This window comes from Trujillonella humicola (assembly GCF_046233715.1).
Taxonomy (GTDB): domain Bacteria; phylum Actinomycetota; class Actinomycetes; order Mycobacteriales; family Geodermatophilaceae; genus Trujillonella; species Trujillonella humicola.
Map to the genome: position 1 here is coordinate 38854 of NZ_JBJNRJ010000005.1, position 21994 is coordinate 60847.

A 21994-nucleotide genomic window follows, 5' to 3' on the forward strand; every position below is an offset into this window, starting at 1 on the left:
GCGGACGTCGCGGGCGGCGGGGGTCAGGATCGGGCAGGGGTCAGAGCCTGGCCCACGCCTCGGTGAGCACGCTGCGCAGGATCTGCTCCATCTCGTCGAACTCCGCCGGGCCGCAGATCAGCGGGGGCGCCAGCTGGACGACCGGGTCGCCGCGGTCGTCGGCCCGGCAGTACAGGCCGGCCTCGAACAGCGCACCGGAGAGGAACCCGCGCAGCAGCCGCTCGGACTCGTCGGCGTCGAAGGTCTCCTTGGTGGCGCGGTCCTTGACCAGCTCGATGCCGTAGAAGTACCCGTCGCCGCGGACGTCGCCGACGATGGGCAGGTCGCGCAGCCGCTCGAGGGTGGCGCGGAAGGCGCCCTCGTTGTCGAGCACCCGCTCGTCGAGCCCCTCGTCTGCGAACACGTCGAGGTTGGCCAGGGCCACCGCGCAGCTGACCGGGTGGCCGCCGAAGGTGTAGCCGTGCGCGAAGGTCACCCCGTCGCGCAGGAACGGCTCGACCACCCGGCCGGTCGCGATCATCGCGCCGATGGGGGAGTAGCCCGAGGTCATCCCCTTCGCGCACGTGATCATGTCCGGCACGTAGCCGAACTTCTCGCAGGCGAAGGTCGTGCCGAGCCGGCCGAACGCGCAGATCACCTCGTCGCTGACCAGCAGGACGTCGTGGCGGTCGCAGATCTCGCGGACCCGCGCGAAGTAGCCCGGCGGCGGCGGGAAGCAGCCGCCGGCGTTCTGTACCGGCTCCAGGAACACGGCGGCGACGGTCTCCGGGCCCTCGAAGAGGATCGCCTGCTCGATCTGGTCGGCGGCCCACCGGCCGAAGGCCTCGGGGTCGTCGCCGAACAGCGGCGCGCGGTAGATGTTGGTGTTGGGCACCCGGATGCTGCCGGGGACCAGGGGCTCGAAGGGCTGCTTCAGCGCGGGGATGCCGGTGATGGACAGCGCGCCGTGGGTGGTGCCGTGGTAGGCGACCGCCCGGCTGATCACCTTGGTCTTCTGCGGCCGGCCGGTGAGCTTGAAGTACTGCTTGGCGACCTTCCAGGCGGTCTCGACGGCCTCGCTGCCGCCGGTGGTGAAGAAGACCCGGTCCAGGTCGCCGGGGGCCGCGGCCGCCAGCCGCTGCGAGAGCTCGATCGCGGTCGGGTGGGCGTAGGACCACAGCGGGAAGAACGCGAGCTCCTCCGCCTGGCGGGCGGCCGCCTCGGCCAGCACCCGCCGCCCGTGCCCGGCCTGGACGACGAACAGGCCGGACAGCCCGTCGAGGTAGCTGCGGCCCCGGTCGTCGTAGATCCTCGCGCCCTCGCCGCGCACGATCACCGGGGGAGGGGTGTCCCGGTAGGCGCCCGTCCGGGAGAAGTGCAGCCACAGGTTCGCGGTCGCCTCCGCCCCGACGGGCCGGCGCGTCGTGACGTCCTGCTCGGTCGTGGTCATGACTTCGGATCCCGTCGTCGGCACGGCATGAGACGATCCGAATCGTACGTGCCGGGCGGTTCCCCGGACCAGACCGGCAGTAGCCGTCGCTGGCTACGATCCGAGGGACCCGGATCGGCCGGGGACGAACGGGGAGTGGCTGGGATGAGCATCCGTCGGCAGTTCGCGCTGGACGACGTCTCACGGGCGATCATCGAGCAGCTGCAGGAGGACGGCCGCCGCCCCTACGCCCGGATCGCCACGGCGGTGGGGCTGTCCGAGGCCGCCGTCCGGCAGCGCGTGCAGCGGCTGCTGGACGCCGGCGTGATGCAGATCGTCGGGGTCACCGACCCGCTGCAGGTCGGCTTCTCGCGGCAGGCGATGGTCGGGGTGCGGACCAGCGGTGACCCCCGGACGGCGGCCGACCGGATCGCCGAGTTCGCCGAGGTCGACTACGTCGTCATCACGGCGGGGTCGGTGGACCTGCTCGTCGAGGTGGTCTGCGAGGACGACGACCAGCTGCTCGACGTCGTCGCCCGCATCCGCGCCGTCGACGGCGTGGAGTCCACCGAGACGCACCTGTACCTGGCGCTGGCCAAGCAGACCTACGCCTGGGGGACCCGCGGGCCGCAGGCCCACCCCTCCGGCGGCGCGGCCGGGCTCTGACCCCCGGCCGCCGCCGCGGCGGTCAGTGGCAGGCGCCCGGGGCCGGCGGCACGTCCAGGGCCGGGTTGCGGTCGAAGAAGCCGACCGGCTTCAGTTCGAAGGAGACGACGTCCACCGGCATGACCGGCCAGTCCTCGGGCCGGGGGACGTGGTGGATGCCGAAGACGTGCCAGAGCACGACGTCGGTGTCGACCAGCGGGCGGTCGGCCTGCTGCCAGACCGGCAGCCCGGCGTCGTCGAGGCTCTGGTTGCAGAACTCGCCGGAGGGCCAGCGCTCCTCGGCGTCGAACCGGCTCACCCACACCGGGTGGTCGATCACCTGCGCCCGCCGGCGGAACGGGGCGTCGGGGTGCGCCAGCGAGGGGATCGCCGAGGTCGGGTACAGCTTGTAGCCCGGCGCCGTCCCGAGCCGGGTGGGCGCCGTCCGGTTGACGACCTTCACGCTGCGCTGGGTGGCGAAGTCGAGGTCGACCCGCCCCTGCGCCTCGCTCTCCACGACCCGGCTGCGGGTGACCACGGCCAGCCCGTACGGGTTGGCCGCCGTCACCGGCAGCGCCTCGCTCTCGGTGACGACGACGGTGTTGTCCGGCCCGTCGACCTCCATGTCCAGGCGGGCCACGATGAAGTGCTGGTGGATCGGCGCGTAGGTGCGCTCGTCGACCACCGTGCCGAACGGCGGCGGGTCGCCCTCGTAGGCGCTGGTCACCATGATCCCGGTGGCGCGGACCTCGCACTGGATCGTGCCGTCCTGGTAGAAGCGCCAGTACGTCAGGTACTCGTAGTTGGCCACCGTGGCGTGGAACGAGACGACCATCCGCCGGGACCGCCGGACCTCGGCCCCGGCGCGCTCGTCGACGTGCTTCCAGAGCACGCCGTCGTCCTCCTCGTGCAGGCAGATCGCGTTCTCGATGGTGTACGGCTCGCCGCGGCTGTCGTGCAGGACCGCGTCGACGTAGGTGATGTCGCCCAGGCAGTCGCAGCCGAGCTTCAGCGACGTCGTCATGAACCCCAGGCCCCACTCGCCGATGTCGAAGGCGGTGCGCCGGTGGTGGTCGGGGCTGGGGTCGCGGTAGGGGACGACCATCTCGGCGAAGGACATGCGGTGGGCCACCGGGCGCCCGTCGTAGGCGACCCGGTGGATCACCAGGCCCTCGCGGTGGGTGAAGCCCAGCCGCATCGTCCACTTCTGCCAGCGCAGCTCGCCGCCGTCGAGCTCGAACGAGACGCCGTCGGGCTGGGTGATCTCCAGGGTGCGGACGTCGCTGCGCTGGGCCAGGCCGGGGACCAGCGAGGGCACGTACTCGCCCATGACGTCGGGCTGCGCCGGTGGCGGGGTGTCCTCGACCTCCAGCAGCTCCATCGTGTTGAGGTCGACGACGAAGTGCAGGCCCATGACGGGATTGGCGTAGGGGTTGCCGTTCGGCGTCGAGCGCCGCCACACGTCGGTCCAGCCGACCCGGCGGTCCTGCAGGCCCTGGGGGACGAGCGAGTGGCCGTAGGCCCAGGTGTCGATCAGGACCAGGTCCAGGTCGGTGATCCCGCGCTTCTCGAGCGCCTCGACGACGGCGGGGTGGGCGATGAGCGCCTCGTGCGCCTCGTGCCACTCGTCGAGGGTCATGTTCGCCTGCCGGCCGGGCACCGCCTCCCAGGACAGGACGGCGTCGCCGGTCAGCGAGACGACCGCCTTGTACGGGATCCCCTCGTCCCGGCTCCAGGCCGTCACCCGGGCCTCCCGGACGATCGGGTCGCCGGGCGCGAAGGCGCGGACGACGTCCTTGGCCGGCTCGCGCAGCTCGATCGAGGCGAACCGCCAGCGCTCGTCCACCCCCCGGTCCCGGCGCAGGATCGCTGCGGCGGCCCGGAACTCGTCGGCGGTCAGCGGGTCCAGCGGGTGGGGCGTGCCGGCACCGGCCGGGCGGCCGCTGCTGCCGGAGGGGTGGCAGGACGGCGCGTGCTCGGTCATGAGGGCCTCTCCTGGGCAGGGTCGGGGCGGTCGGCGAGCAGCGGCAGCGACGGGTCCCACCGGCTCCCCTCCCGGGCGTCCCGCCGGCGGCGGGCGATGGCCGACAGCGCCTCCAGGACCACCCGGTTGGCCAGCGCGGCGGTGATGTCGGCGTGGTCGTGGGGCGGGCTGACCTCGACGACGTCGACGCCGACGACGGGCAGCTCCAGGCAGGCGCGGCGCACGGCGTCCAGCAGCTGGCGGGCGGTCAGCCCGCCGGGCTCGGGCGTGCCCGTGCCGGGGGCGTGCCCGGGGTCGCAGACGTCGATGTCGACGGAGAGGAAGACGCCCTCGCACTCGTCGGTGGCGATGCCGAAGGCCTCCGTCAGGCACTCCTCGAGCCCGCGGTGGCCGATCTCGGTCATCTCGTAGGAGCGCATCCGCTGCGCCGCCATCCAGTCCAGCGTGGCCGGCGGCGGCCAGTAGCCGCGCAGGCCGATCTGCAGGAACCGGTCGCCGCGCAGCGCGCCGGACTCGATCAGCCGGCGCATCGGCTGGCCGTGGCCCCACAGCGAGCCGAACTCGATGTCGCCGGTGTCGGCGTGCGCGTCGAAGTGGACCATCGACACCCGTCCGTGGCCGAGCACGTTCGCCACGCCCTTCGCGTCGGCGAAGGCGATCGAGTGGTCGCCGCCGAGCACCACCGGGATCGCGCCGGAACGCGCGACGGTCTCCACCGCGGCCTCCAGCGCCGGCAGCGCGGTCTCGATGTCCCCGGAGTACATCTCCAGGTCGCCGGCGTCCAGGACCCGCAGGTCGCGCAGCCCGTCGGTGCGCAGCGCCAGGCTCGGCCGCGACCCGTCGTGGGGCAGGTAGTCGGTCATCCGGATGGCCTGGGGACCGAACCGGGTGCCGGGCCGGTGCGAGGTGCCGCCGTCGAAGGGCGCGCCCAGCACGACCACGTCGGCGCCGGCGAAGGACGCCGGGTCGTCCAGGTCGCAGCGGTCGACGCCGAGGAAGGTGATGTCGGGCCCGTACTGGGCGCCGTAGCGCGTCATCGCGTCGGAGGTCCGATCGGTCGGGCGGTCCGCATGGCCGCAGGGTACGGCTGCCATCGTGGCCACCCGATCGGTGGTGTCAAGTGGCTGCGGCGACCGATCCCGTCGCCGGGGCGGTCGAGCGCGCCGGTTCCGGTGGAGCGGATCGGTCTCAGGCGTCCTCGCCGGACCGCCCGGCGCGGGCCATGCCCAGGAACTTGGTGAACTGGGCGGGCCCGTCCTCCAGGACGTCGACGTAGCCGCCGGCGCAGATCTGGTCCCAGTGCGCCCGGACGTCCTCGGGCCGGGCGTCCCGGCCCAGGAACACCCCGCGGGTCTCGGGGAGCTCGGTGACGGAGAAGGCGCCGCCGCCGGCGTTGAGGATGACGCCGTTGGGTGCGTCCTCGCCCACCAGGTGCAGGACGCCCGCCGTGACCGACTCCGGGGGGAGGCTCTCGGCGTCGCTCCGGTCGCCGATGATCGTGCCCTCGGTCATGCGGGACCGGGCGACCGGGACGATGGTGTTGGTGTGCACGCCCCTGGCGGCGCCCTCGATGGCCAGGACCTTCATCAGCCCGAGCACCCCGGCCTTGGCGGTGGCGTAGCCGGCCTGGCCGAAGTTGCCGTAGGTGCCGTTCTGCGAGGACGTGAGGAGCACGCGGCCGTAGCCCTGGTCGCGCATCAGCGGCCAGACGGCGTGGGTGCAGCGCAGCGACCCGGTGAGGTGGACGTCGAGGACGGCGAGCAGGTCGTCGAGGTCGACCTTGTGGAACGACCGGTCGCGCAGGATGCCGGCGTTGTTGACCAGGATGTCGACCCGGCCGAACGCGTCGAGGGTGGCGTCGACCATCCCCTGCACCCCGGCGGGGTCGGTGACGCTGGCGCGGTCGGCGATCGCCTCGCCGCCGGCGGCCCGGATCTCGGCCACGACGCTGCCCGCCGCGTCCTCCTCGCCGGCGCCGCCGTCCACCGCCGACCCCGGGTCGTTCACCACGACCCTGGCACCGCGCTGCGCGAGCGCCAGGGCGTAGCTGCGCCCCAGCCCCCGTCCGGCACCGGTGATGACCGCCACCCGGCCGGTGAAGTCGGTGCTCATGTCGCGCTCCTCGTGCTGGGGTGCCGGCCCGTGCTCCGGCCGACGGTGCGCAGATGCTGCCCGACGCGGGGCCGCCGGGGAGCGCGGGCGTGCGGTGCCGGTGCCCCGCCGCCCGCGGCGGGCGGGGGGATCGGGCCTGCCTGCCGCCCGTCGGCGGAACTGCGAAGAAGGTGCCGTCGGCCGGGCTCGCAGGACTCGCCCGGTCCGCCGGTGCCGTCGGCCCGCCGACTTCGGCCGACGACGGCCCGCGCGTCCCGGCGTGCGCCGCTCCTCAGGACCCCGGCCGGACGCGCGGGAGCACGCCGGCCGTGAAGGTGCCGACGATCTCCCGCCGGCGCGCGCCGTCCCCGACCGGGGAGAAGATCACCGTCTCCGCGCCGGCGTCGGCGTACTCGCGGACGCGCGCGGCGACCCGGTCCGGATCGCCGTGCAGCAGGTACCGGTCGGCGAGGCGGCTGAAGTCCTGCTGGTAGACGGCGCTGACGCCGTCCACGACCTCCTGCCGGGAGCGCGCGGCGTCCGGGTCGACGCCGCCCCAGCAGAACACCGAGCCGCGGACGGCGGCGGGGTCGCGGCCGGCCGCCTCGGCGGCCGCCCGCACCTCGGCGAGGCTGCCGGCCAGCTGCTCGGGGGTGTACATGTACGGCATCCACACGTCGGCGAAGCGGCCCGCGCGGCGGATCGCGGCCGGGCTCCGCCCGCCGAGCCAGATGGGTGGGCCACCCGGCTGGACCACGCCGGGGTCGAGCGCCAGCCCGGGGACCCGGGTGAAGCGGCCGTCGAAGTCGACCGGCCCGCCCGACGACAGCTGCTGCAGGAGGGTCAGCGCCTCGTCGGTGCGCGCGCCGCGCTCGGTGACGTCGACGCCGGCGGCGACGAACTCCGGCGGGTACTCGCCGCCGACCCCGACGCCCATGTCGAACCGGCCCCCGGAGACCTGGTCGAGCGTCGTGGCCAGCTTCGCGGCGAGCGCGGCCGGGTACAGGGGGAGGACGGTGAGGGAGCTGAGCAGCCGGATGCGCTCGGTGGCCCCGGCGGCCGCGGCGAGGGACACGAAGCCGTTGGTCTGCGGCCCGTGGAAGAACAGGTGCTCGCCGGTCGCCACGCCGTCGTACCCGGCGGCCTCGGCCGCCCGCGCCTCGGCGGCGGCGGTGCGGCCGTCGAAGCTCAGGGTCAGGAAGACCCGCATCCGGTTCTCCTTCCGATGTCGGGGCAGGGGGTCGCGGCAGCTCCGGCGGTCCGCGGGCACGGCGCGGTCCGCGGGGGAGCGGGGGTCAGCCGACGCGGGTCAGGCCCGAGCGGTACCGGCGCGCGTTCTCGACGTACAGGGCGACGGCGTCCTCCACCCACGCGCCGGTCCCGGTGCCCTCGCGGACGCGGGCGGGGACGCCGAGCGCGCGGGACCCCGGCGGGACCGCGGTGCCCTCGGACACCAGGGCACCGGCGCCGACCAGGGCCTCGTCCCCGACGACCACCCGGTTCAGGACGACGGACTGGGACCCGATCAGGCAGCGGTCGCCGATCGTGCAGCCCTCGAGGTGGGCGAGGTGGCCGACCACGCACTCGGCGCCGACGACGGTCGGCCAGTCCGCGGTGGTGTGCAGGACCGTGCCGTCCTGGATGGAGGTGCGCGCCCCCACCCGGATCTCGCCGTAGTCCCCGCGCAGCACCGCCTGCGGCCAGATGCTGACCTCCGGGCCGAGCTCCACCCGGCCGATGACCGTCGCGTCGGGGTGCACCCAGGCGGTGGGGTGCACGACCGGCGCGATGCCGTCGAGCGCCCAGAGCGTCACGCGTCGGCGACGAGCTCGGTGTCCACGCCGATCTTGCCCACCTTCGACGCGCCACCGGGGCTGCCCAGCGGCTGGTCGCGGCCGGGGAGCGGCTCGATGAAGAAGCGCCGGTTGTCCGCGATGTGCGGCTCGTTCTCCTCGGTCACCCGGCGGTCCTGCGAGATCGCCTCGACCGGGCACACCGGCTCGCACGCCCCGCAGTCGATGCACTCCTTGGGGTTGATGTAGAGCTTCCGGTCACCCTCGTAGATGCAGTCGACCGGGCACTCGTCCACGCAGGACATGTCCGTGGTGTCGATGCACTCGGAGCCGATGACGTAGGGCACGGGGGTGTCTCCTCGGTGAAGGGCGGTGTGCGGGCGGTCAGGCGGCGGCCGCGCCGAGGCCGGCGGGGTCGTCGCTGCTGTGCCCGGGGAAGAGCGGCTGGTCCGGGTCGAGGTAGGTCGCGGCGTTGTTGACGGCCGTGGCGGCCTCCCCGAATCCCACGGCGATCAAACGGACCTTGCCGGGGTACTCGGTGATGTCGCCGGCGGAGTAGACGCCGGGGACGGTGGTGCGCATGGCGGTGTCGACGAGGATCTTGCGGTCGGCGATGTCGATGCCCCAGCGCTCCAGCGGGCCGATGTCGGCGGTGAAGCCGAGCGCGGCGATGACCGCGTCCGCGCGGTGCGCGGTGACGGTCCCGTCCTTGTGCTCCACGTGCACGGTGCGCAGGCGGTCGTCCCCCTCCAGGTGCGACACCTGGGCGTCGGTGACGACGGTGGTGGGGCCGGCCACCATCTCCGTGACGCTGGCCGCGTGCGCGCGGAAGGCCTTCCGGCGGTGGACGAGGGTGACCGAGCCGGCGATGCCGGTGAGCGCGAGCGCCCAGTCCACGGCGCTGTCCCCGCCGCCGACGATGACGACGTCCTGGCCGGCGTGGGCGGCGAGCTCGCGGACCACGTAGGTCAGGCCGCGGCCCTCCCACGCGTCGCCGCCGGGCAGCGGGCGGGGGGTGAAGGTGCCGATGCCGCCGGTGATCACGACCGCACCGCAGTGGATACGGGTGCCCTTGTCGGTGGTGACGACGAGCCGGTCCCCGGCGCGCGGGGTGGCGCCGGCCTCGTTCGTCAGCGTCTCGGCGCGCTCGCCGAGGACGTGGACGGGGTCGAAGCGCGCCGCCTGGGCCACCAGGTTGGCGACCAGGTCGCGGCCGCGGATGCCGGGGAAGCCGGCGACGTCGTAGATCGCCTTCTCCGGGTACAGCGCCATCACCTGCCCGCCGGGCTCGGGCAGGCTGTCGACGACGGCGGTGCGCAGGCCGCGGAAGCCGGCGTAGTAGGCCGCATACAGGCCGGCCGGACCCGCGCCGACGACCAGCAGGTCCACCTGGACGTCGCGTCCTCCGCCGCCGGTGCCGGCGACGGGGTGGGGCGCGGCGGTGGCCGTCATGCGGGGCTCCCGGGGGTGGTGGCGGTCAGGTCGGGCCGGATCGCGTCGGCGCGGGCGCTGCCCAGCCGCTCGAGCGCGAGCTCGCGGACGCGGAAGCGCTGCAGCTTCCCGGTCGCCGTCTGCGGCAGCTCGTCGAAGACGAGGATGTTGCGCGGCCGCTTGAACGCCGCCAGCCCGTCGCGGCAGAAGGCGACCAGCCCGTCGTCCGTGACGGTCGCTCCGGCGGCGAGGACGACGCAGGCCACCGGCTTGTCCAGGCCCGTCTCGTCCGGCACGGAGACGACGACCACCTGGCTGACCTCCGGGTGGGCCCGCAGCCGCTCCTCGACCTCGGTCGGGGAGACCCAGATGCCGCCGGCCTTGATGATGTCGTCGGTGCGGCCGAGCGAGGAGAAGTAGCCGTCGGCGCTGCGCACGTAGGTGTCGCCGGTGCGCACCCAGTCGCCCTGGAACACCCGCCGGGTCACGTCCGTGCGCTGCCAGTAGCCGGTCGCCGCCGACCTCCCCTTGACCCACAGGTTGCCCGGGGTCCCGTCGGGCACCGGGTTCCCGTCGTCGTCGACGATCTTGGCCTCGTAGCCGGCGACGATCTCCCCGGTCGCCCCGGCCCGGGTCCGGCCGGGCCGGCCGCTGATGAAGATGTGCAGCATCTCGGTGGAGCCGATGCCGTCGAGCATCTCCACGGAGAACGTCGAGGTGAAGCGCTCGAACAGCGGCGCGGGGAAGGCCTCGCCGGCCGAGACGCAGGCCCGCACGCCCGCGAAGGCGTCGTCCGGCAGCCCGGCGTTGATCAGCGCGGCGTAGAAGGTGGGGCCGGCGAAGAACAGCGTCGGGCGGTGCTCCTGCAGCACCCGCAGCGTGCCGGCGGGGCTGGGCCGGGAGCGGTCGAGCACCGTGCCGGCCCCGACCGAGAAGGGGAAGGTCAGCGTGTTGCCCAGGCCGTAGGCGAAGAAGAACTTGGCGACGGAGAAGGTGACGTCGTCCGGGCCGATGGCCAGCACGTCCCGGGCGTAGGTCTCGGCGGTGTCGCGCAGCGACCCGTGCCGGTGCATCGCGCCCTTGGGCGTGCCGGTGGTGCCCGAGGTGTAGAGCCAGAACGCCGGCGAGTCGGCCACCGTCGGGTAGGGGGCCGCCACCTGCTCCAGGAAGTCCGCGCCGGCCGCCACGAAGGCGTCCCAGGACCGCACCCGCGCGTCCGGGACCTCGGGCAGGGCCGCCGGGGCCTCCGCGGGCGTGGCGAGGACGACGACGTCGGCGAGGTCGCGGTGGCCGGCCAGCCCTTCGGCCAGTCCGGCGAACTCCGAGCTCAGCGCGACCAGCCGGGCGCGGCTGTCGCCGGCGAGGGCCGCGATGTCCTTGGGCTTGAGCATCGTGCTGACCGGCACGGGGACCGCGCCGATGCGCAGACCGGCCAGGAACGCGGTCAGCAGTTCCGGGGTGTCACCCATGCAGAGCAGCAGCCGCTCCTCGGGGCGGACGCCGGAGGCGACGAGTGCGGCCGCGAACCGGGTGACGGCGTCGTCGAGCTCGGCGTAGCTCAGCACCCGGACGCTGCCGTCGAGGTCGACGGCCGTGATCGCGCGCCGGTCGGGTGTCGCGCGGGCGTGCCGGGTGACCAGCCACTCGGCGGCGTTGAACGGCTCGGGGCCGGTGGTCACGGGCGCCGGCGCGGGGGGCGGAGCGGTGTCGAGGGTGGCCACGGTGCAGGTCCCTTCTCGCACGGGAGGCGAGATCTGCACACTCGTCACCATCGGGCGCTGATGGCGACGAGTGTGCAGATCTCGCCGAGGGGGAGGGTCCGCCCGCTCAGAAGCGGACGTAGTCGTACTCGACCGGCAGGGAGTTGATGCCGACCGAGGGCGGGGCGATCCAGCCGGCGAACTGGCCGGGCTCGTGGCAGGGCTTCATCAGCTCGGCCACCCGGGCGCGGTCCTCGGCGGTGGGCAGCCACTGGTCGGCCTGCCGCTCCCAGGCGGCGGCGTCCAGCACCTCGCCGGACGGCGAGACGGAGTGCCCGGCGAAGGCGCCGACCTTCCGGTTGAAGCCCTGGTGCGGCAGGGTCAGCCGCTCCGAGAGCCCGGCCTCCTCCAGCGCCTGGTTCCAGCGCTTGACGCCGTTCTCGCAGTCGGCGGCGTACTCGTTGCGCAGGTCAAGGTTGAGGGCGGTGAGCATCGGCACCGTCTTGGTGGTGAGCCGGCCGTCCTCGATGACCGGCACCTCCATCGTGTAGTCGTGCAGCAGGTGGTCGTCCTTGCGGCGGGTCTCCATCCACCGGCCCTTGAGCCCGGCGGTGTAGTAGGCCGCGGCGTTCGACGACGTCTCCGCGCCGAACAGGTCCATCGACACCGAGAACTGGAAGTTGAGGTACTTCTGGATGACCGACAGCGGGATGCCGCCGTGCTCCCAGATGTCGTCGGTGCCGTGCTGCTTCATCAGCTCGGCGGTGCGCTCCACGGTCCGCTGCACGCCGGTGGTGCCGACGAACATGTGGTGCGCCTCCTCCTTGAGCATGAACTCGCAGGTGCGCGCCAGCGGGTCGAAGCCGCTCTCCTTCAGCGTGCCGAGCTGGTACTTGCCGTCCCGGTCGGTGAAGTAGGTGAACATGAAGAACTGCAGCCAGTCGGTGGTGTCCTCGTTGAAGGCACCGAGGATGCGCGGGCTGTCGTAGTCACCGGAGTTGCGCTTGAGCAGCTGCTCGGCCTCCTCGCGGCCGTCCTTCCCGAAGTAGGCGTGCAGCAGGTAGACCATCGCCCACAGGTGGCGGCCCTCCTCCACGTTGACCTGGAAGAGGTTGCGCATGTCGTACAGCGACGGCGCGGTCGCGCCGAGGTGGCGCTGCTGCTCGACCGAGGCGGGCTCGGTGTCGCCCTGCACCACGATCAGCCGGCGCAGGTCCGACCGGTACTCACCGGGGACCTCCTGCCAGGCCGGCTCGCCCTTGTGCTGGCCGAAGTTCACCTTGCGGTCCGGGTCGCGCTCGGCGAGGAAGATGCCCCACCGGTACTCCTCCATGGGGACCCGGTCGAAGTGCGCCCAGCCGTCGCGGCCGACGGCGACCGCGGTGCGCAGGTACACGTCGGAGGTCGGGATGGACGGGCCCAGGTTCTTCCACCAGTCGAGGAACTTGGGCTGCCAGCCCTCCAGCGCGCGCTGGAGCTTGCGGTCGCCGGCCAGGTCGACGTTGTTGGGGATCCGCTCGCTGTAGTCGATGCGCGACAGCGGCCCGGTGGGCTCGGGGGCGTCCCCGGTGACCGTGCCGGTCTGCGGTGTGCTCTCGGTGGTGGTCATGGCTCAGACCCGCTTCCTGTCGTAGTCGGCCCGCTTGCCGGTGCCGTAGCGGCGCAGTGCTCCTTCGGGGCCAGCGGCGTTCGGTCGCTGGAAGATCCAGTTCTGCCAGGCGGTCAGCCGGCCGAAGACCTTGGTCTCCGGGGTCTCCCGGCCGGCGAAGCGGAGGTTGGCCTCCATGCCGGTCAGGGCGTCGGGGGAGAAGCTGGCCCGCTCCTCGATGGCGAGGCGGACCTCGTCCTCCCAGTCGATGTCGTCCGGCGTCGCCGTGACCAGGCCGAGCTCCTCGGCGTCGGCGGCGAGCAGGTCGCGGCCCACCGCGGCCTCGGCGGCGGCCAGCTCGTCGGCGCTGCCGAGGAAGCGGACCTGCAGCCGGGTCATGTCGTTGCCCATCGGGAGCAGGCCGGTGTTGAACTCGTCGAGCCGGAGGGCCGCCGGGGGCTTCGGGTCGTCGTCGTCCTCGAACTGGCCCTCGAGCATGTACTGCCGGTCGGCGGCGAAGGCGATCTCGGCGAGCGCCCCGACGAAGCAGCTGCCCGGCTCGACCAGCGCGAACAGGCTGCGCGAGGTGGTGTCCAGCCGCTTGGCCGTGCGCTTGTAGAAGCCGATCAGCTCGTTGACCAGCCAGTGCGACCGGTGGGCGAGGAGGAACTCGTCGTAGGCGGCGACGGTGGCCGGGTCGCCCTCGGTGCGCAGCAGCCAGGTGCCCAGCGCCAGCTCGTTGGTGCGCAGGTGCAGGATCGTGTCGTCGAGCTGGCGGGTCATCGCCAGGAACCAGCCGGCGTCGCCCTGGCCCTGCAGCTCCTCGACCGAGGCCGGGACGGCGGAGGGGCCGAGCACCGTGATCGTCGCGGTGCCCGAGTCGCGGTCCAGGACGACGCGTACGTGCTCGTAGCGGAAGCCGTCGTCGGTGGTCTCGCGCTGCAGCGGGGTGAGCGCGACGCCCTGGGCGCCGGCACCCGGGCGGGAGGAGGCGGCGGCGAGCTCGCCGGCGCGGCGGGCCACCTCGGCGTCGAAGTCGCGCGCCTTGGCGACGGCGTCGACCAGCCGCCACTGCACGGCGCGCTCGCCGCGGACGCCCTCGGCGGTGGTGGAGAAGATGTCGGCCAGGTCGCGCCGCACGCCGCGCTTGTCGACCACGCGGGTCAGGCCGCCGGTGCCGGGCAGCACGCCCAGCAGCGGGACCTCCGGCAGCGAGACCGCCGAGGAGTTGTCGTCGACCAGCACGATCTGCTCGCACGCCAGGGCCAGCTCGTAGCCGCCACCGGCCGCGGTGCCGTTGACCGCGGCGACGAACGGCAGACCCGAGTTGCGGGTGGCGTCCTCGATGCCGTTGCGGGTCTCGTTGGTGAACTTGCAGAAGTTCACCTTCCAGCTGTGCGGCGAGGCGGCCAGCATCCGGATGTTGGCGCCGGCGCAGAACATGCGCTCCTTGCCGCTGGCCACCACCACGGCCTTGACCTCGGGGTGCTCGAAGCGCAGCCGCTGGACGGCGTCGTGCAGCTCGATGTCGACGCCGAGGTCGTAGCTGTTCATCTTGAGCTCGTAGCCGGGGACCAGGCCGCCGTTCTCGTCGACGTCGAGCGTCAGCGTCGCGATCTCCCCGTCCACCGACAGCCGCCAGTGCCGGTACTGCTCCGGCGAGGTCTGGAACGAGACCTTCACGGTCGCGGCCGGCTCGGCCACCGGGGCCGGGCCCTCCGTCGTCGTCGGCGAGCGGTCGTCCAGCGTGGTCACGGTGCCTCCCAAGGGGATGGAACAGGCGCAGGGGATCCCCGCAGGCCTCGTGCACCCATGGTGACGTGCTACAGCAAAGGGTGCAAGTGGCAGGCTTTCTGTAGATGTGTGGGCCAGGTCACCATCTTAGGCGCGGCCGCGGAGGCGTGCAGGGGCCGCGGGACGCCGGGGCCGCCGGACCGCGAGGTCGGCACCCGGTTCCGACCTGCGCGGATGTGCCGGCGCGGGGCTGCGGAGGCTCCCGCCGGATCCCGTGACGGCCGGCTGCGGGCCGGCGCCCGGCCGCCGTGGTGTGTCGACGGTCACGGACCGCCGGTCAGAACAGGTGCAGGTACTCCCGCTGCTCCCAGTCGGTCACCGTCGCCTCGAAGCGGGCCACCTCGGCCCGCTTGACGCCGGCGTAGTGGTCGACGAGGGACGGCGGCAGCAGCTCCCGCAGCTCGGTGTCCTCGTCGAGCGCGCGCACCGCCTCGGCGAGGCTGGTGGGCAGCCGGGGGGCCTCGGTGGCGTAGGGCTGGTCGGCGGAGGGGCCGGGGTCCAGGCCGCGGTCGACGCCGTCCAGGCCGGCGACGAGCTGGGCGGCCATCGCCAGGTACGGATTGGCCGCGGGCTCGCCGGCGCGGTTCTCCACGTGCAGGTCGCCGCGCTCGGCCGAGCCGACGACGCGGAGCATCGCGGCCCGGTTGTCGTGTGCCCACAGCACCCGGTCGGGGGCCATGGAGTGCGGCTGGAAGCGCTTGTAGCCGTTGACCGTCGGGACGGCGAACACGCAGCCGGCGCGGGCGTGCCGCAGCAGGCCGGCGAGGTAGCCGGCGCCGACGGGGGACAGGCCGCCCTCGCCGACGAACGCGTTCCCGCCGTCGCCGGCCCGCACCAGGGACTGGTGCAGGTGCCAGCCGCTGGAGCAGCCCTCGGGGATCTGCGGGCGGCACATGAAGGTGGCCAGCAGCCCGGCCCGGTGGGCGACGGCACGCACCGCCGAGCGGATCAGGACCATCGCGTCGGCGCTGGCCAGCCCGCGCAGCGGTGCGGTGGTGATCTCCACCTGCCCCGGGCCGAACTCGACCTCGACGGTGCGCAGCGGGACGCCGAGCCGGCGCAGCACGCGGGACAGCTCCCCGAGCACCGGCTCGAGCGCGTCGCCGCGGTCGTCGCCGAGCAGCTGGTAGCCCCGGTCCAGCGGGCTCACCGTGCGCGCCCGGCCGGGGGCGCCGGGGCGGTTGACCTCCAGCGGGTCGAGCGGTCCCTCCTCCACCTGCAGCAGGTGGAACTCCAGCTCCAGCCCGGTGACCAGGTCCAGGTCCCGGGAGGCGGCCCGCCGCAACGCCGTCCGCAGCGCGCCGCGGGGGTCGAACGGCACCGGCGCGCCGTCCTTGAGCCGCAGGTCGCTGAGCAGCCAGCCGGTGCGCCGGGCCCACGGCAGCACCTGGAAGGTCGTGGGGTCGGGGACCATCACCACGTCGCCGGCGCCGCCCATCCCGGCGACCCCCACGCCGCCGTCGGGGGAGAAGGCCGGGTACACGGTGCGCCCGGAGGTGTCCTTGGACAGCAGGGTGCTCACGATGGGCAGCCCCTCGGCGAGGACGCCGGGGATGTGCTCGGCCGAGACCGTCTTCGACCGCACGAGCCCGTGCAGGTCGACGAAGCCGACCCGGACGGCCTCGAGCTCCTCGGCGGACACCCGCTCGGCGACCTCTCGGGCGGCGGCGCGCTGCTCGTCGGTCCAGTCACCGTGCCGCGCCACGAAGCCGGGGCGGCTCACCGGGCGTCCGGGGTGCCGGCCGCCGAGGTGGCGCGCGGGGCCAGCTGGGTCGGGTCCTCCGGTTCGGCGTCCTCGGCGCGGACGCCGGCGGGGCCGGTCCGCAGCGCCTCGGTCCACCCGGCCGCCCAGGGGCTCGCGGCCCGCAGCCGGGCGATCGCGTCGGCCCAGAAGTCCTCCCAGGCCCCGGTCGGGCCGATGCCGTCCAGCGGGATGGGGCCGCGGCTCTCCACCTCGGCGCGGTCGTCGAGCAGCGTCTGGGGGCTGTGCCCGGCCGCGACCGCGTCGATCGCCGCCATCAGCATCCGCCGGTAGGTGATGATCGCCTTGTCCGACCGGCTGAGCTTCTCCCGGGTCCGGTCGTGGATCGGCCCCTGGCCCTCGACGGCCATCTGGTCGTGCACGTTGATGTCCGGGCCCAGGCCGGTGTAGGTCGTCGTCCGCTGCTCCTCCGGGTCGAACCGGTAGTTGTTCGCCCGGTTCGCCACCGGCTTGTAGTCCGGCAGCGTGATGCCCTCGAGGCGCTGGGCGCGCATCGTCTCCTTGTCCACGGGGGTGTCCAGGCTGGTGAACATCGCGTACCAGTAGCAGGAGACGTCGTCGACCGGCACGTGCCACTGGGTGATCGACATGGTCGACGACAGCGGGATGGTGATCCCGTGCGGGAACACCTGGTGGGTGATCCGCACGTGCGTCCGGCTCCCGTCCTCGCCGTCGCGGTCCAGCGTGCGCAGGGCGACGATCCGCTGCCCGTAGTCGGTGCGCGCGTTGACGATCTCCGGGCGGCCGTACTCGCGGAGGATCTTGGTCATGGGCAGGTCGGTGCCCAGCGAGGCGCTGCGGAACTGCTTGCCGTAGCTCTCCTCGGGGTCCTCGTCCTGCTCGAAGCGGTGCAGGTAGGAGGCGTGCGCCGGGTCGATGCCGACCTCCAGCGCCTGCAGCCAGTTGCAGTCGAGGTAGCCCTTGAAGGCGAAGGTGTACTCGTCCGGCGCGGCGAAGCAGTCCAGCGCGGGGAACTCCGGCGGGTCGCCGGGGCCCAGGTAGCCCCACACGATGCCGTTGCGCTCGCGCACCGGGTAGGAGGTGAAGCGCACCTTCGCCGCGAGGGTGCTGTCCTCCGGCTCGGCGGGCGTCTCCAGGCAGCGCCCGTCCCCGTCGAGCAGCCAACCGTGGAAGTAGCAGCGCAGCCCGCCGTCCTCCAGGCGGCCCAGCGCCAGGTCGGCGCCGCGGTGCGGGCAGCGGCGGTCGATGAGGCCGAGGTCGCCGGTGTCGTCGCGGAAGAGGACGAGGTCCTCGCCCAGCAGGCGCAGCGGCACGACGGGCCGGTCCCCGGCCAGTTCCTCGGCCAGCGCCACCGGCTGCCAGTACCGGCGCATGAACTCCCCGGCCGGCGTGCCCGGGCCCGTCTGCGTGATCCGCTCGTTGTCCGCAGCCGACATCGCCATGGCGGCGTCCACCCCTCGTGTGCTTCACTGTGTTCGATTACCGAACGCCTGTTCGTTGTGCGACTACTGTCTCGCGATCCGGAGGAGACCGCAATGCCTCGCCTGAGTCCGGACGCCGCGCAGCGGCGGGCGTCCCGCCGGCTGGAGGGCGCCGCCGCGCCGGCCGACTACTCCGAGGCGCTGGCCCGCGGCCTTGCGGTGCTGGAGGCGCTCGGCGAAGGCGGCGGTGGGCAGACGCTCGCGGACCTGGCCCGCGAGCTGGACCTGCCCCGGGCCACGGTGCGCCGGGCGGTGCTGACGCTGGAGCACCTGGGCTTCGTGCGCACCGCCGGGCGGACCCTGGCGCTCACCCCGCAGGTGCTGCGGCTGGCCACGGCCTACCTCGCCGGCGATCCGCTGGGCCAGGTCCTGCAGCCGGCCTGCGAGGAGGTCGTCGCCGAGCTGGGGGAGGCCTGCGGCGTCGCCGTCCTGGACGGGGCCGACGCCGTGGTGGTCGCCCGGGCCCAGCCCCGCCGGCTCGTCCCGGTCGGCACCGGGATCGGGTTCCGCGTGCCGGCCGCCGGCTCCGCCCTCGGCCGGGTGCTGCTGGCGGGCACGGGGGCGCCGGGTGCCGAGCTCGACCGGGTCCGCGCCCAGGGGTGGGCCTACGTCGCCGACGAGGTCGAGGCGGGCCTGCAGTCGGTCGCCGTGCCCCTGCGCCGGGCGGACGGCGTGGTGGTCGCGGCCATGCACGTCGCCAGCAGCACCGGCTCGCGGACGCAGGGGTGGATGACCGGTACGGCACGGGAGGTGCTGTCGGGGCACGCCGAGGAGCTCCGCCGCCTGCTCGTCTGACCGGCCCGGCGGCCCGCCGTCCTCAGCCGACCCCGAGCAGCGCGTGCGCCACCGAGGAGTCGCTGCGGAACTCGAGGGTGGAAGAGCGGTGCACGATCCGGCCCTTGTCCATGACGGCGATCTCGTCGGCGACGGCGAAGGCCAGGTGCAGGTCCTGCTCGACGACGAGCAGGGTGACGCCCTCGGCCTTCATCCGGCCGATGGCCTCCCCGATGAGGTCCACCACCGAGGGGGCGAGGCCGTCGGAGGGCTCGTCCATGAGGACCAGCCGGGGGTTGGTGAGCAGCGCGCGGGCGATCGCGAGCATCTGCTGCTCGCCGCCGGACAGCTGCCCGGCGGTGTGCTTGCGCCGCTCGCCCAGGCGGGGCAGGAGGTCCAGCACCCGCTCCATGTCCCACGGGCCCTTGCCCCGGCCCTGGCGCGTGGCCAGGTCCAGGTGCTCGGTCACGGTCAGCGGCGCCCACGTCCGCCGGCCCTGCGGCACGAGCGCCACGCCGGCGCGGGCGATCACGTCCGGCCGCTTGCCGGTGAGATCGCGCCCCTCGACGGTGACCCGGCCGGCCGAGGGGGTCACCAGCCCCATCAGCGTGTTGATCAGCGTCGACTTGCCGACGCCGTTGCGGCCCAGCAGGCCGAGCACCCGGCCGTTCTCCAGGTCGAGGTCGACACCCTGCAGCACCGTGCTGCGCTTGTAGCCGGACTCCAGTCCGCGCACCTCGAGCACTCAGCTCACCTCCATGCCGGGGCGGCCGGCGTCCAGGGATGCGGGGCCGTCGAGGAACAGCGCCTCGCGGCCGGTGCCGAGGTAGGCCTCCTGCACCGCGCTGCTGGCGCGCACCTCGTCGGGGGAGCCCGTCATCAGCAGCTTCCCCAGGTGCAGCACCGTCACCGAGGTGGCCAGGGCGAACACGACGTCGAGGTCGTGCTCGACGATCACCAGGGTCACGCTCTCGGGCAGGCCCTTGAGCAGCGCGACCAGGCGGGCGCTCTCCGCCGGCGACATGCCGGCCGCCGGCTCGTCGAGTAGCAGCAGCCGCGGCTCGCAGGCCAGCGCGACGGCCACCTCGAGCTGGCGCCGCTCGCCGTGGGACAGCGCCGACACCAGCGCGTGCGAGCGGCCGGCGAGGCCGACGTCGGCCAGCAGCCCGTGCACGCGCTCGCGCGTGGCCCGCTGGCGGCGCGGCAGCAGCGAGTGCCGGCTGCCGCCGGGCTGCCGCTGCGCGGCCATGATCACGTTGCGCTCGACGGTCTGGCTGAGGAACAGGCTGGAGTGCTGCAGGGTCTGGCTGATCCCGCGCCGTGCCCGCTGCGGCTCCGACAGCCGCGTGATGTCGGCGCCGTCGAAGGCGACGGTGCCCGACGACACCGCCATCGACCCGGTGACCAGCTTGAACAGCGTGCTCTTGCCGGCCCCGTTGGGGCCGATCAGCGCGTGCCGGGCACCGGTCCGGACGGTCAGGTCGACGTCGTCGACGGCGGTCAGCGCACCGAACCGGCGCGTGAGGCCGGACAGCTGGAGCAGGTCCTCGCTCATACCGACCCCTCCTCTCCGGGGACGATCGATCGGGTTCGGCGCCGTTTCGGCGTGCGCAGCATCCCGGCCAGGCCGGCGAACCCGCGGGGGAGCACGTACACGGCGATGACGAACACGATGCCCAGCAGCAGGGGGCCGTGCCCGTCCAGGTCGGGGCCGTAGTAGTCGCGGACGATGACCACCACGGCCATGCCGAGCACCGGTCCCCACAGGGTGCCGGCGCCGCCGAGCACGAGGGCCAGCAGCGTGATCGCGCTGAGGGCGAAGCCGGCGTCCCCCGGGGAGACCAGCCGGTTGACCTGGGCGAAGAGTCCCCCGGCCACGCCGGCGAAGCCGCCGGCCAGGATGTAGACGACGTACTTGTAGCGGAACGGGGTGTACCCCAGCGACCGCATCCGGTCCTCGTTGTCGCGGATGCCGCGCAGGACCAGGCCGAACGGGGAGCGGGCGATCAGCCACATCGCCGCGAAGGCGATCACGAAGACGGCCAGGACGTACCAGTAGGTGTAGGCGACGCGGAAGCCGGCGTCGAACGGCTCGCTGCCGAACCGGACGGAGGGCACCGACATGCCGTTGGAGCCGCCGGTGACGCCGTCGAGCCGGAGCGCCAGCTGTGCGGTGATCTCCCCGATGGCCAGGGTGAGCATCAGGAAGAACACGCCGTGGCTGCGCACGGCCAGCCATCCGGTGAGGACGGCGGCGACCGCACCGGCCCCGGCGGCCATCAGCACCGGGACGGGGGCACTGGGCGTCCAGTTGTCGGCGACGATCGCCGCGGTGTACGCGCCGACGCCGAAGTAGGCCGCGTGCCCCAGCGACGGCAGCCCGGTGATGCCGACCAGCAGGTCGAGGCTGACGGCGAACAACCCGAAGATCAGGATGCGGGTGAGGATGTTGGTGCCGTCCTGCGCCACGAAGAACGGCACGAGGACCAGCAGCAGCAGGACGGCGGCCGGGGGTACGGCGCCCAGCAGGCGGGCCCGCCCGCCGGGCGGCGGCGGTGCCGTGCCCGCGGCGCTCGAGCCGGTGCCGGGACCGGCGGTCGTCGGGGACTGCGCGGGCGCGCTCATGACGCCACCTTCCTGGGGCCGAAGAGCCCTTGCGGGCGCACGATCAGGACCAGGGCCAGCGCGCCGAAGAGGATGAACGACGCGAGCTCGGGCAGCAGGGCGCGGCCGAGGGAGTCGACCTGGCCGATGACCAGTGCGCCGATGAGCGCGCCCTTGATCGATCCCAGGCCGCCGATCACCACGACGATCAACGCCAGCAGCAGCACCGTCTCGTCCAGCCCGGGCCGCACGCCGTAGACCGGACCGCCCAGGACGCCGGCCACCGAGGCCAGGACCGAGCCGAAGGCCAGCACGCCGATCTTCACCTTGCGGTTGTCGATGCCCATCGCCGAGACCATCTCGCGGTCGGCGACGGCGGCGCGGACCAGCGCGCCGAGCGACGTCCGCTCCATGACCAGCCAGACGGTGACCGCCATCACCGCGCCGATGCCGATGAGCACCAGCCGGTAGGTGGGGTAGGTGTTGCCGGCAATCGACACGCTGCCGTCGAGGCCGGGAGGTGCACCGATCCGGTACACGTCGTTGCCGTAGATGATCGACAGGACCTCGGCGACGATCAGCGAGATGCCCAGGGTGAGCAGCGCCTGGTCCAGGATCGGCCGCTTGGCCAGCGGCTCGGTCATCACCGACAGCGTGCCGCCGGCGAACAGGCCGAAGACGACGGCCAGCCCCAGGGCGCCGAGGAACGCGCCCCACGTGGGTCCGCCGTCGAGCATGGTGAAGGCGAGGTAGGCGCCCACCAGGTAGAGCGCGCCGTGGGCGAGGTTGAGCACGTCCATCATCCCGAAGACGATGGACAGGCCGACCGCGAGGATGAACAGCAGCGAGCCGATGGCGAAGCCGTTGAGGATGCTGACCAGGTTCGCGTCGAACCAGCCGGCCATGGAGGGGACCTTCCGGAGGGGCGGCGTCCGGGGCCGGGCGGCGTGCCCGGCCCCGGACGGGGCAGCGGAGGGG

At 73.8% G+C, this 21994-nt stretch carries 19 protein-coding genes; 2 read left to right on the forward strand and 17 right to left on the reverse strand.

Annotated elements, in window-relative coordinates; all coding sequences use genetic code 11:
* Positions 1-40: 40 nt before the first annotated feature.
* Positions 41-1429: an aspartate aminotransferase family protein gene (locus tag ACK586_RS04390; protein ID WP_409329232.1), complete on the reverse strand. Its 1389-nt coding sequence runs from the start codon at positions 1427-1429 to the stop codon at positions 41-43.
* 144 nt (positions 1430-1573) lie between these two features.
* On the opposite strand from ACK586_RS04390, the gene ACK586_RS04395 reads away from it, so the two are divergent.
* Positions 1574-2074 (forward strand): Lrp/AsnC family transcriptional regulator, encoded by a 501-nt coding sequence (locus ACK586_RS04395; protein WP_409329233.1) that lies wholly within the window; start codon positions 1574-1576, stop codon positions 2072-2074.
* Positions 2075-2096: 22 nt separating this feature from the next.
* Here the strand turns inward: ACK586_RS04395 and ACK586_RS04400 are convergent, their stop codons facing one another.
* The 12 genes from ACK586_RS04400 to ACK586_RS04455 all read right to left on the reverse strand — a co-directional run bounded on the left by ACK586_RS04400 (position 2097) and on the right by ACK586_RS04455 (position 17599).
* Positions 2097-4037 (reverse strand): primary-amine oxidase, encoded by a 1941-nt coding sequence (locus ACK586_RS04400; protein WP_409329234.1) that lies wholly within the window; start codon positions 4035-4037, stop codon positions 2097-2099.
* Positions 4034-5074, reverse strand: a complete 1041-nt coding sequence (speB, locus tag ACK586_RS04405) for an agmatinase (RefSeq protein ID WP_409329235.1) — start codon at positions 5072-5074, stop codon at positions 4034-4036. Before speB ends, ACK586_RS04400 begins: the two co-directional genes overlap by 4 nt.
* A gap of 151 nt (positions 5075-5225) precedes the next feature.
* The gene (locus ACK586_RS04410; protein ID WP_409329236.1) at positions 5226-6149 is read right to left on the reverse strand and encodes an SDR family NAD(P)-dependent oxidoreductase; all 924 of its coding nucleotides are present in this window, start codon (positions 6147-6149) and stop codon (positions 5226-5228) included.
* Positions 6150-6420: 271 nt separating this feature from the next.
* Positions 6421-7338, reverse strand: a complete 918-nt coding sequence (locus ACK586_RS04415; RefSeq protein ID WP_409329237.1) for an LLM class flavin-dependent oxidoreductase — start codon at positions 7336-7338, stop codon at positions 6421-6423.
* 85 nt (positions 7339-7423) lie between these two features.
* Entirely contained in the window at positions 7424-7942 is a 519-nt protein-coding gene (locus ACK586_RS04420) for a gamma carbonic anhydrase family protein (RefSeq protein ID WP_409329238.1), read from the reverse strand.
* Positions 7939-8268: a ferredoxin gene (fdxA, locus tag ACK586_RS04425; protein WP_409329239.1), complete on the reverse strand. Its 330-nt coding sequence runs from the start codon at positions 8266-8268 to the stop codon at positions 7939-7941. The genes ACK586_RS04420 and fdxA overlap by 4 nt, the downstream gene beginning before the upstream one ends.
* A 37-nt stretch (positions 8269-8305) precedes the next feature.
* On the reverse strand, positions 8306-9373 hold the full coding sequence (locus ACK586_RS04430; protein ID WP_409329240.1) for an NAD(P)/FAD-dependent oxidoreductase: 1068 nt from the start codon (positions 9371-9373) through the stop codon (positions 8306-8308).
* A complete protein-coding gene (locus ACK586_RS04435; protein WP_409329241.1) occupies positions 9370-11073 on the reverse strand; it encodes a benzoate-CoA ligase family protein in 1704 nt (567 codons plus the stop codon). Before ACK586_RS04435 ends, ACK586_RS04430 begins: the two co-directional genes overlap by 4 nt.
* Before the next feature lie 106 nt (positions 11074-11179).
* Complete coding sequence (boxB, locus tag ACK586_RS04440; RefSeq protein WP_409329242.1) at positions 11180-12661, reverse strand: benzoyl-CoA 2,3-epoxidase subunit BoxB; 1482 nt, start codon at positions 12659-12661, stop codon at positions 11180-11182.
* 3 nt (positions 12662-12664) lie between these two features.
* Positions 12665-14395 (reverse strand): 2,3-epoxybenzoyl-CoA dihydrolase, encoded by a 1731-nt coding sequence (gene boxC, locus ACK586_RS04445; RefSeq protein WP_409329243.1) that lies wholly within the window; start codon positions 14393-14395, stop codon positions 12665-12667.
* A 316-nt stretch (positions 14396-14711) separates the two neighbouring features.
* Positions 14712-16157, reverse strand: a complete 1446-nt coding sequence (locus ACK586_RS04450) for a glutamine synthetase family protein (protein ID WP_409329244.1) — start codon at positions 16155-16157, stop codon at positions 14712-14714.
* Positions 16154-17599, reverse strand: a complete 1446-nt coding sequence (locus ACK586_RS04455) for a Rieske 2Fe-2S domain-containing protein (protein WP_409329245.1) — start codon at positions 17597-17599, stop codon at positions 16154-16156. The genes ACK586_RS04450 and ACK586_RS04455 overlap by 4 nt, the downstream gene beginning before the upstream one ends.
* Positions 17600-17692: 93 nt before the next feature.
* Between ACK586_RS04455 and ACK586_RS04460 the strand changes: the two genes are divergently transcribed.
* Positions 17693-18433 (forward strand): IclR family transcriptional regulator domain-containing protein, encoded by a 741-nt coding sequence (locus ACK586_RS04460; RefSeq protein ID WP_409329246.1) that lies wholly within the window; start codon positions 17693-17695, stop codon positions 18431-18433.
* Between the two features lie 22 nt (positions 18434-18455).
* Here ACK586_RS04460 and ACK586_RS04465 read toward each other — a convergent pair whose 3' ends face one another.
* The 4 genes from ACK586_RS04465 to ACK586_RS04480 are packed head-to-tail and all read right to left on the reverse strand — an operon-like array spanning position 18456 to position 21921.
* Positions 18456-19157, reverse strand: a complete 702-nt coding sequence (locus ACK586_RS04465; protein ID WP_409329247.1) for an ABC transporter ATP-binding protein — start codon at positions 19155-19157, stop codon at positions 18456-18458.
* Complete coding sequence (locus ACK586_RS04470; protein ID WP_409329248.1) at positions 19158-19967, reverse strand: ABC transporter ATP-binding protein; 810 nt, start codon at positions 19965-19967, stop codon at positions 19158-19160.
* A complete protein-coding gene (locus ACK586_RS04475) occupies positions 19964-21037 on the reverse strand; it encodes a branched-chain amino acid ABC transporter permease (RefSeq protein ID WP_409329249.1) in 1074 nt (357 codons plus the stop codon). The genes ACK586_RS04470 and ACK586_RS04475 overlap by 4 nt, the downstream gene beginning before the upstream one ends.
* Positions 21034-21921, reverse strand: a complete 888-nt coding sequence (locus ACK586_RS04480) for a branched-chain amino acid ABC transporter permease (RefSeq protein ID WP_409329250.1) — start codon at positions 21919-21921, stop codon at positions 21034-21036. Before ACK586_RS04480 ends, ACK586_RS04475 begins: the two co-directional genes overlap by 4 nt.
* Between the last annotated feature and the right edge of the window lie 73 nt (positions 21922-21994).

What these genes read in the sequence shown, in the direction of transcription:
- ACK586_RS04410 (WP_409329236.1), bottom strand. Translation starts at nt 6,149, where the DNA reads ATGAGCACCGACTTCACCGGCCGGGTGGCGGTCATCACCGGTGCCGGA.
- ACK586_RS04400 (WP_409329234.1), bottom strand. Translation starts at nt 4,037, where the DNA reads ATGACCGAGCACGCGCCGTCCTGCCACCCCTCCGGCAGCAGCGGCCGC.
- ACK586_RS04390 (WP_409329232.1), bottom strand. Translation starts at nt 1,429, where the DNA reads ATGACCACGACCGAGCAGGACGTCACGACGCGCCGGCCCGTCGGGGCG.
- ACK586_RS04475 (WP_409329249.1), bottom strand. Translation starts at nt 21,037, where the DNA reads ATGAGCGCGCCCGCGCAGTCCCCGACGACCGCCGGTCCCGGCACCGGC.
- ACK586_RS04460 (WP_409329246.1), top strand. Translation starts at nt 17,693, where the DNA reads ATGCCTCGCCTGAGTCCGGACGCCGCGCAGCGGCGGGCGTCCCGCCGG.
- ACK586_RS04415 (WP_409329237.1), bottom strand. Translation starts at nt 7,338, where the DNA reads ATGCGGGTCTTCCTGACCCTGAGCTTCGACGGCCGCACCGCCGCCGCC.
- ACK586_RS04480 (WP_409329250.1), bottom strand. Translation starts at nt 21,921, where the DNA reads ATGGCCGGCTGGTTCGACGCGAACCTGGTCAGCATCCTCAACGGCTTC.
- boxB (WP_409329242.1), bottom strand. Translation starts at nt 12,661, where the DNA reads ATGACCACCACCGAGAGCACACCGCAGACCGGCACGGTCACCGGGGAC.
- ACK586_RS04470 (WP_409329248.1), bottom strand. Translation starts at nt 19,967, where the DNA reads ATGAGCGAGGACCTGCTCCAGCTGTCCGGCCTCACGCGCCGGTTCGGT.
- ACK586_RS04430 (WP_409329240.1), bottom strand. Translation starts at nt 9,373, where the DNA reads ATGACGGCCACCGCCGCGCCCCACCCCGTCGCCGGCACCGGCGGCGGA.
- speB (WP_409329235.1), bottom strand. Translation starts at nt 5,074, where the DNA reads ATGACGCGCTACGGCGCCCAGTACGGGCCCGACATCACCTTCCTCGGC.
- ACK586_RS04395 (WP_409329233.1), top strand. Translation starts at nt 1,574, where the DNA reads ATGAGCATCCGTCGGCAGTTCGCGCTGGACGACGTCTCACGGGCGATC.
- ACK586_RS04455 (WP_409329245.1), bottom strand. Translation starts at nt 17,599, where the DNA reads ATGGCGATGTCGGCTGCGGACAACGAGCGGATCACGCAGACGGGCCCG.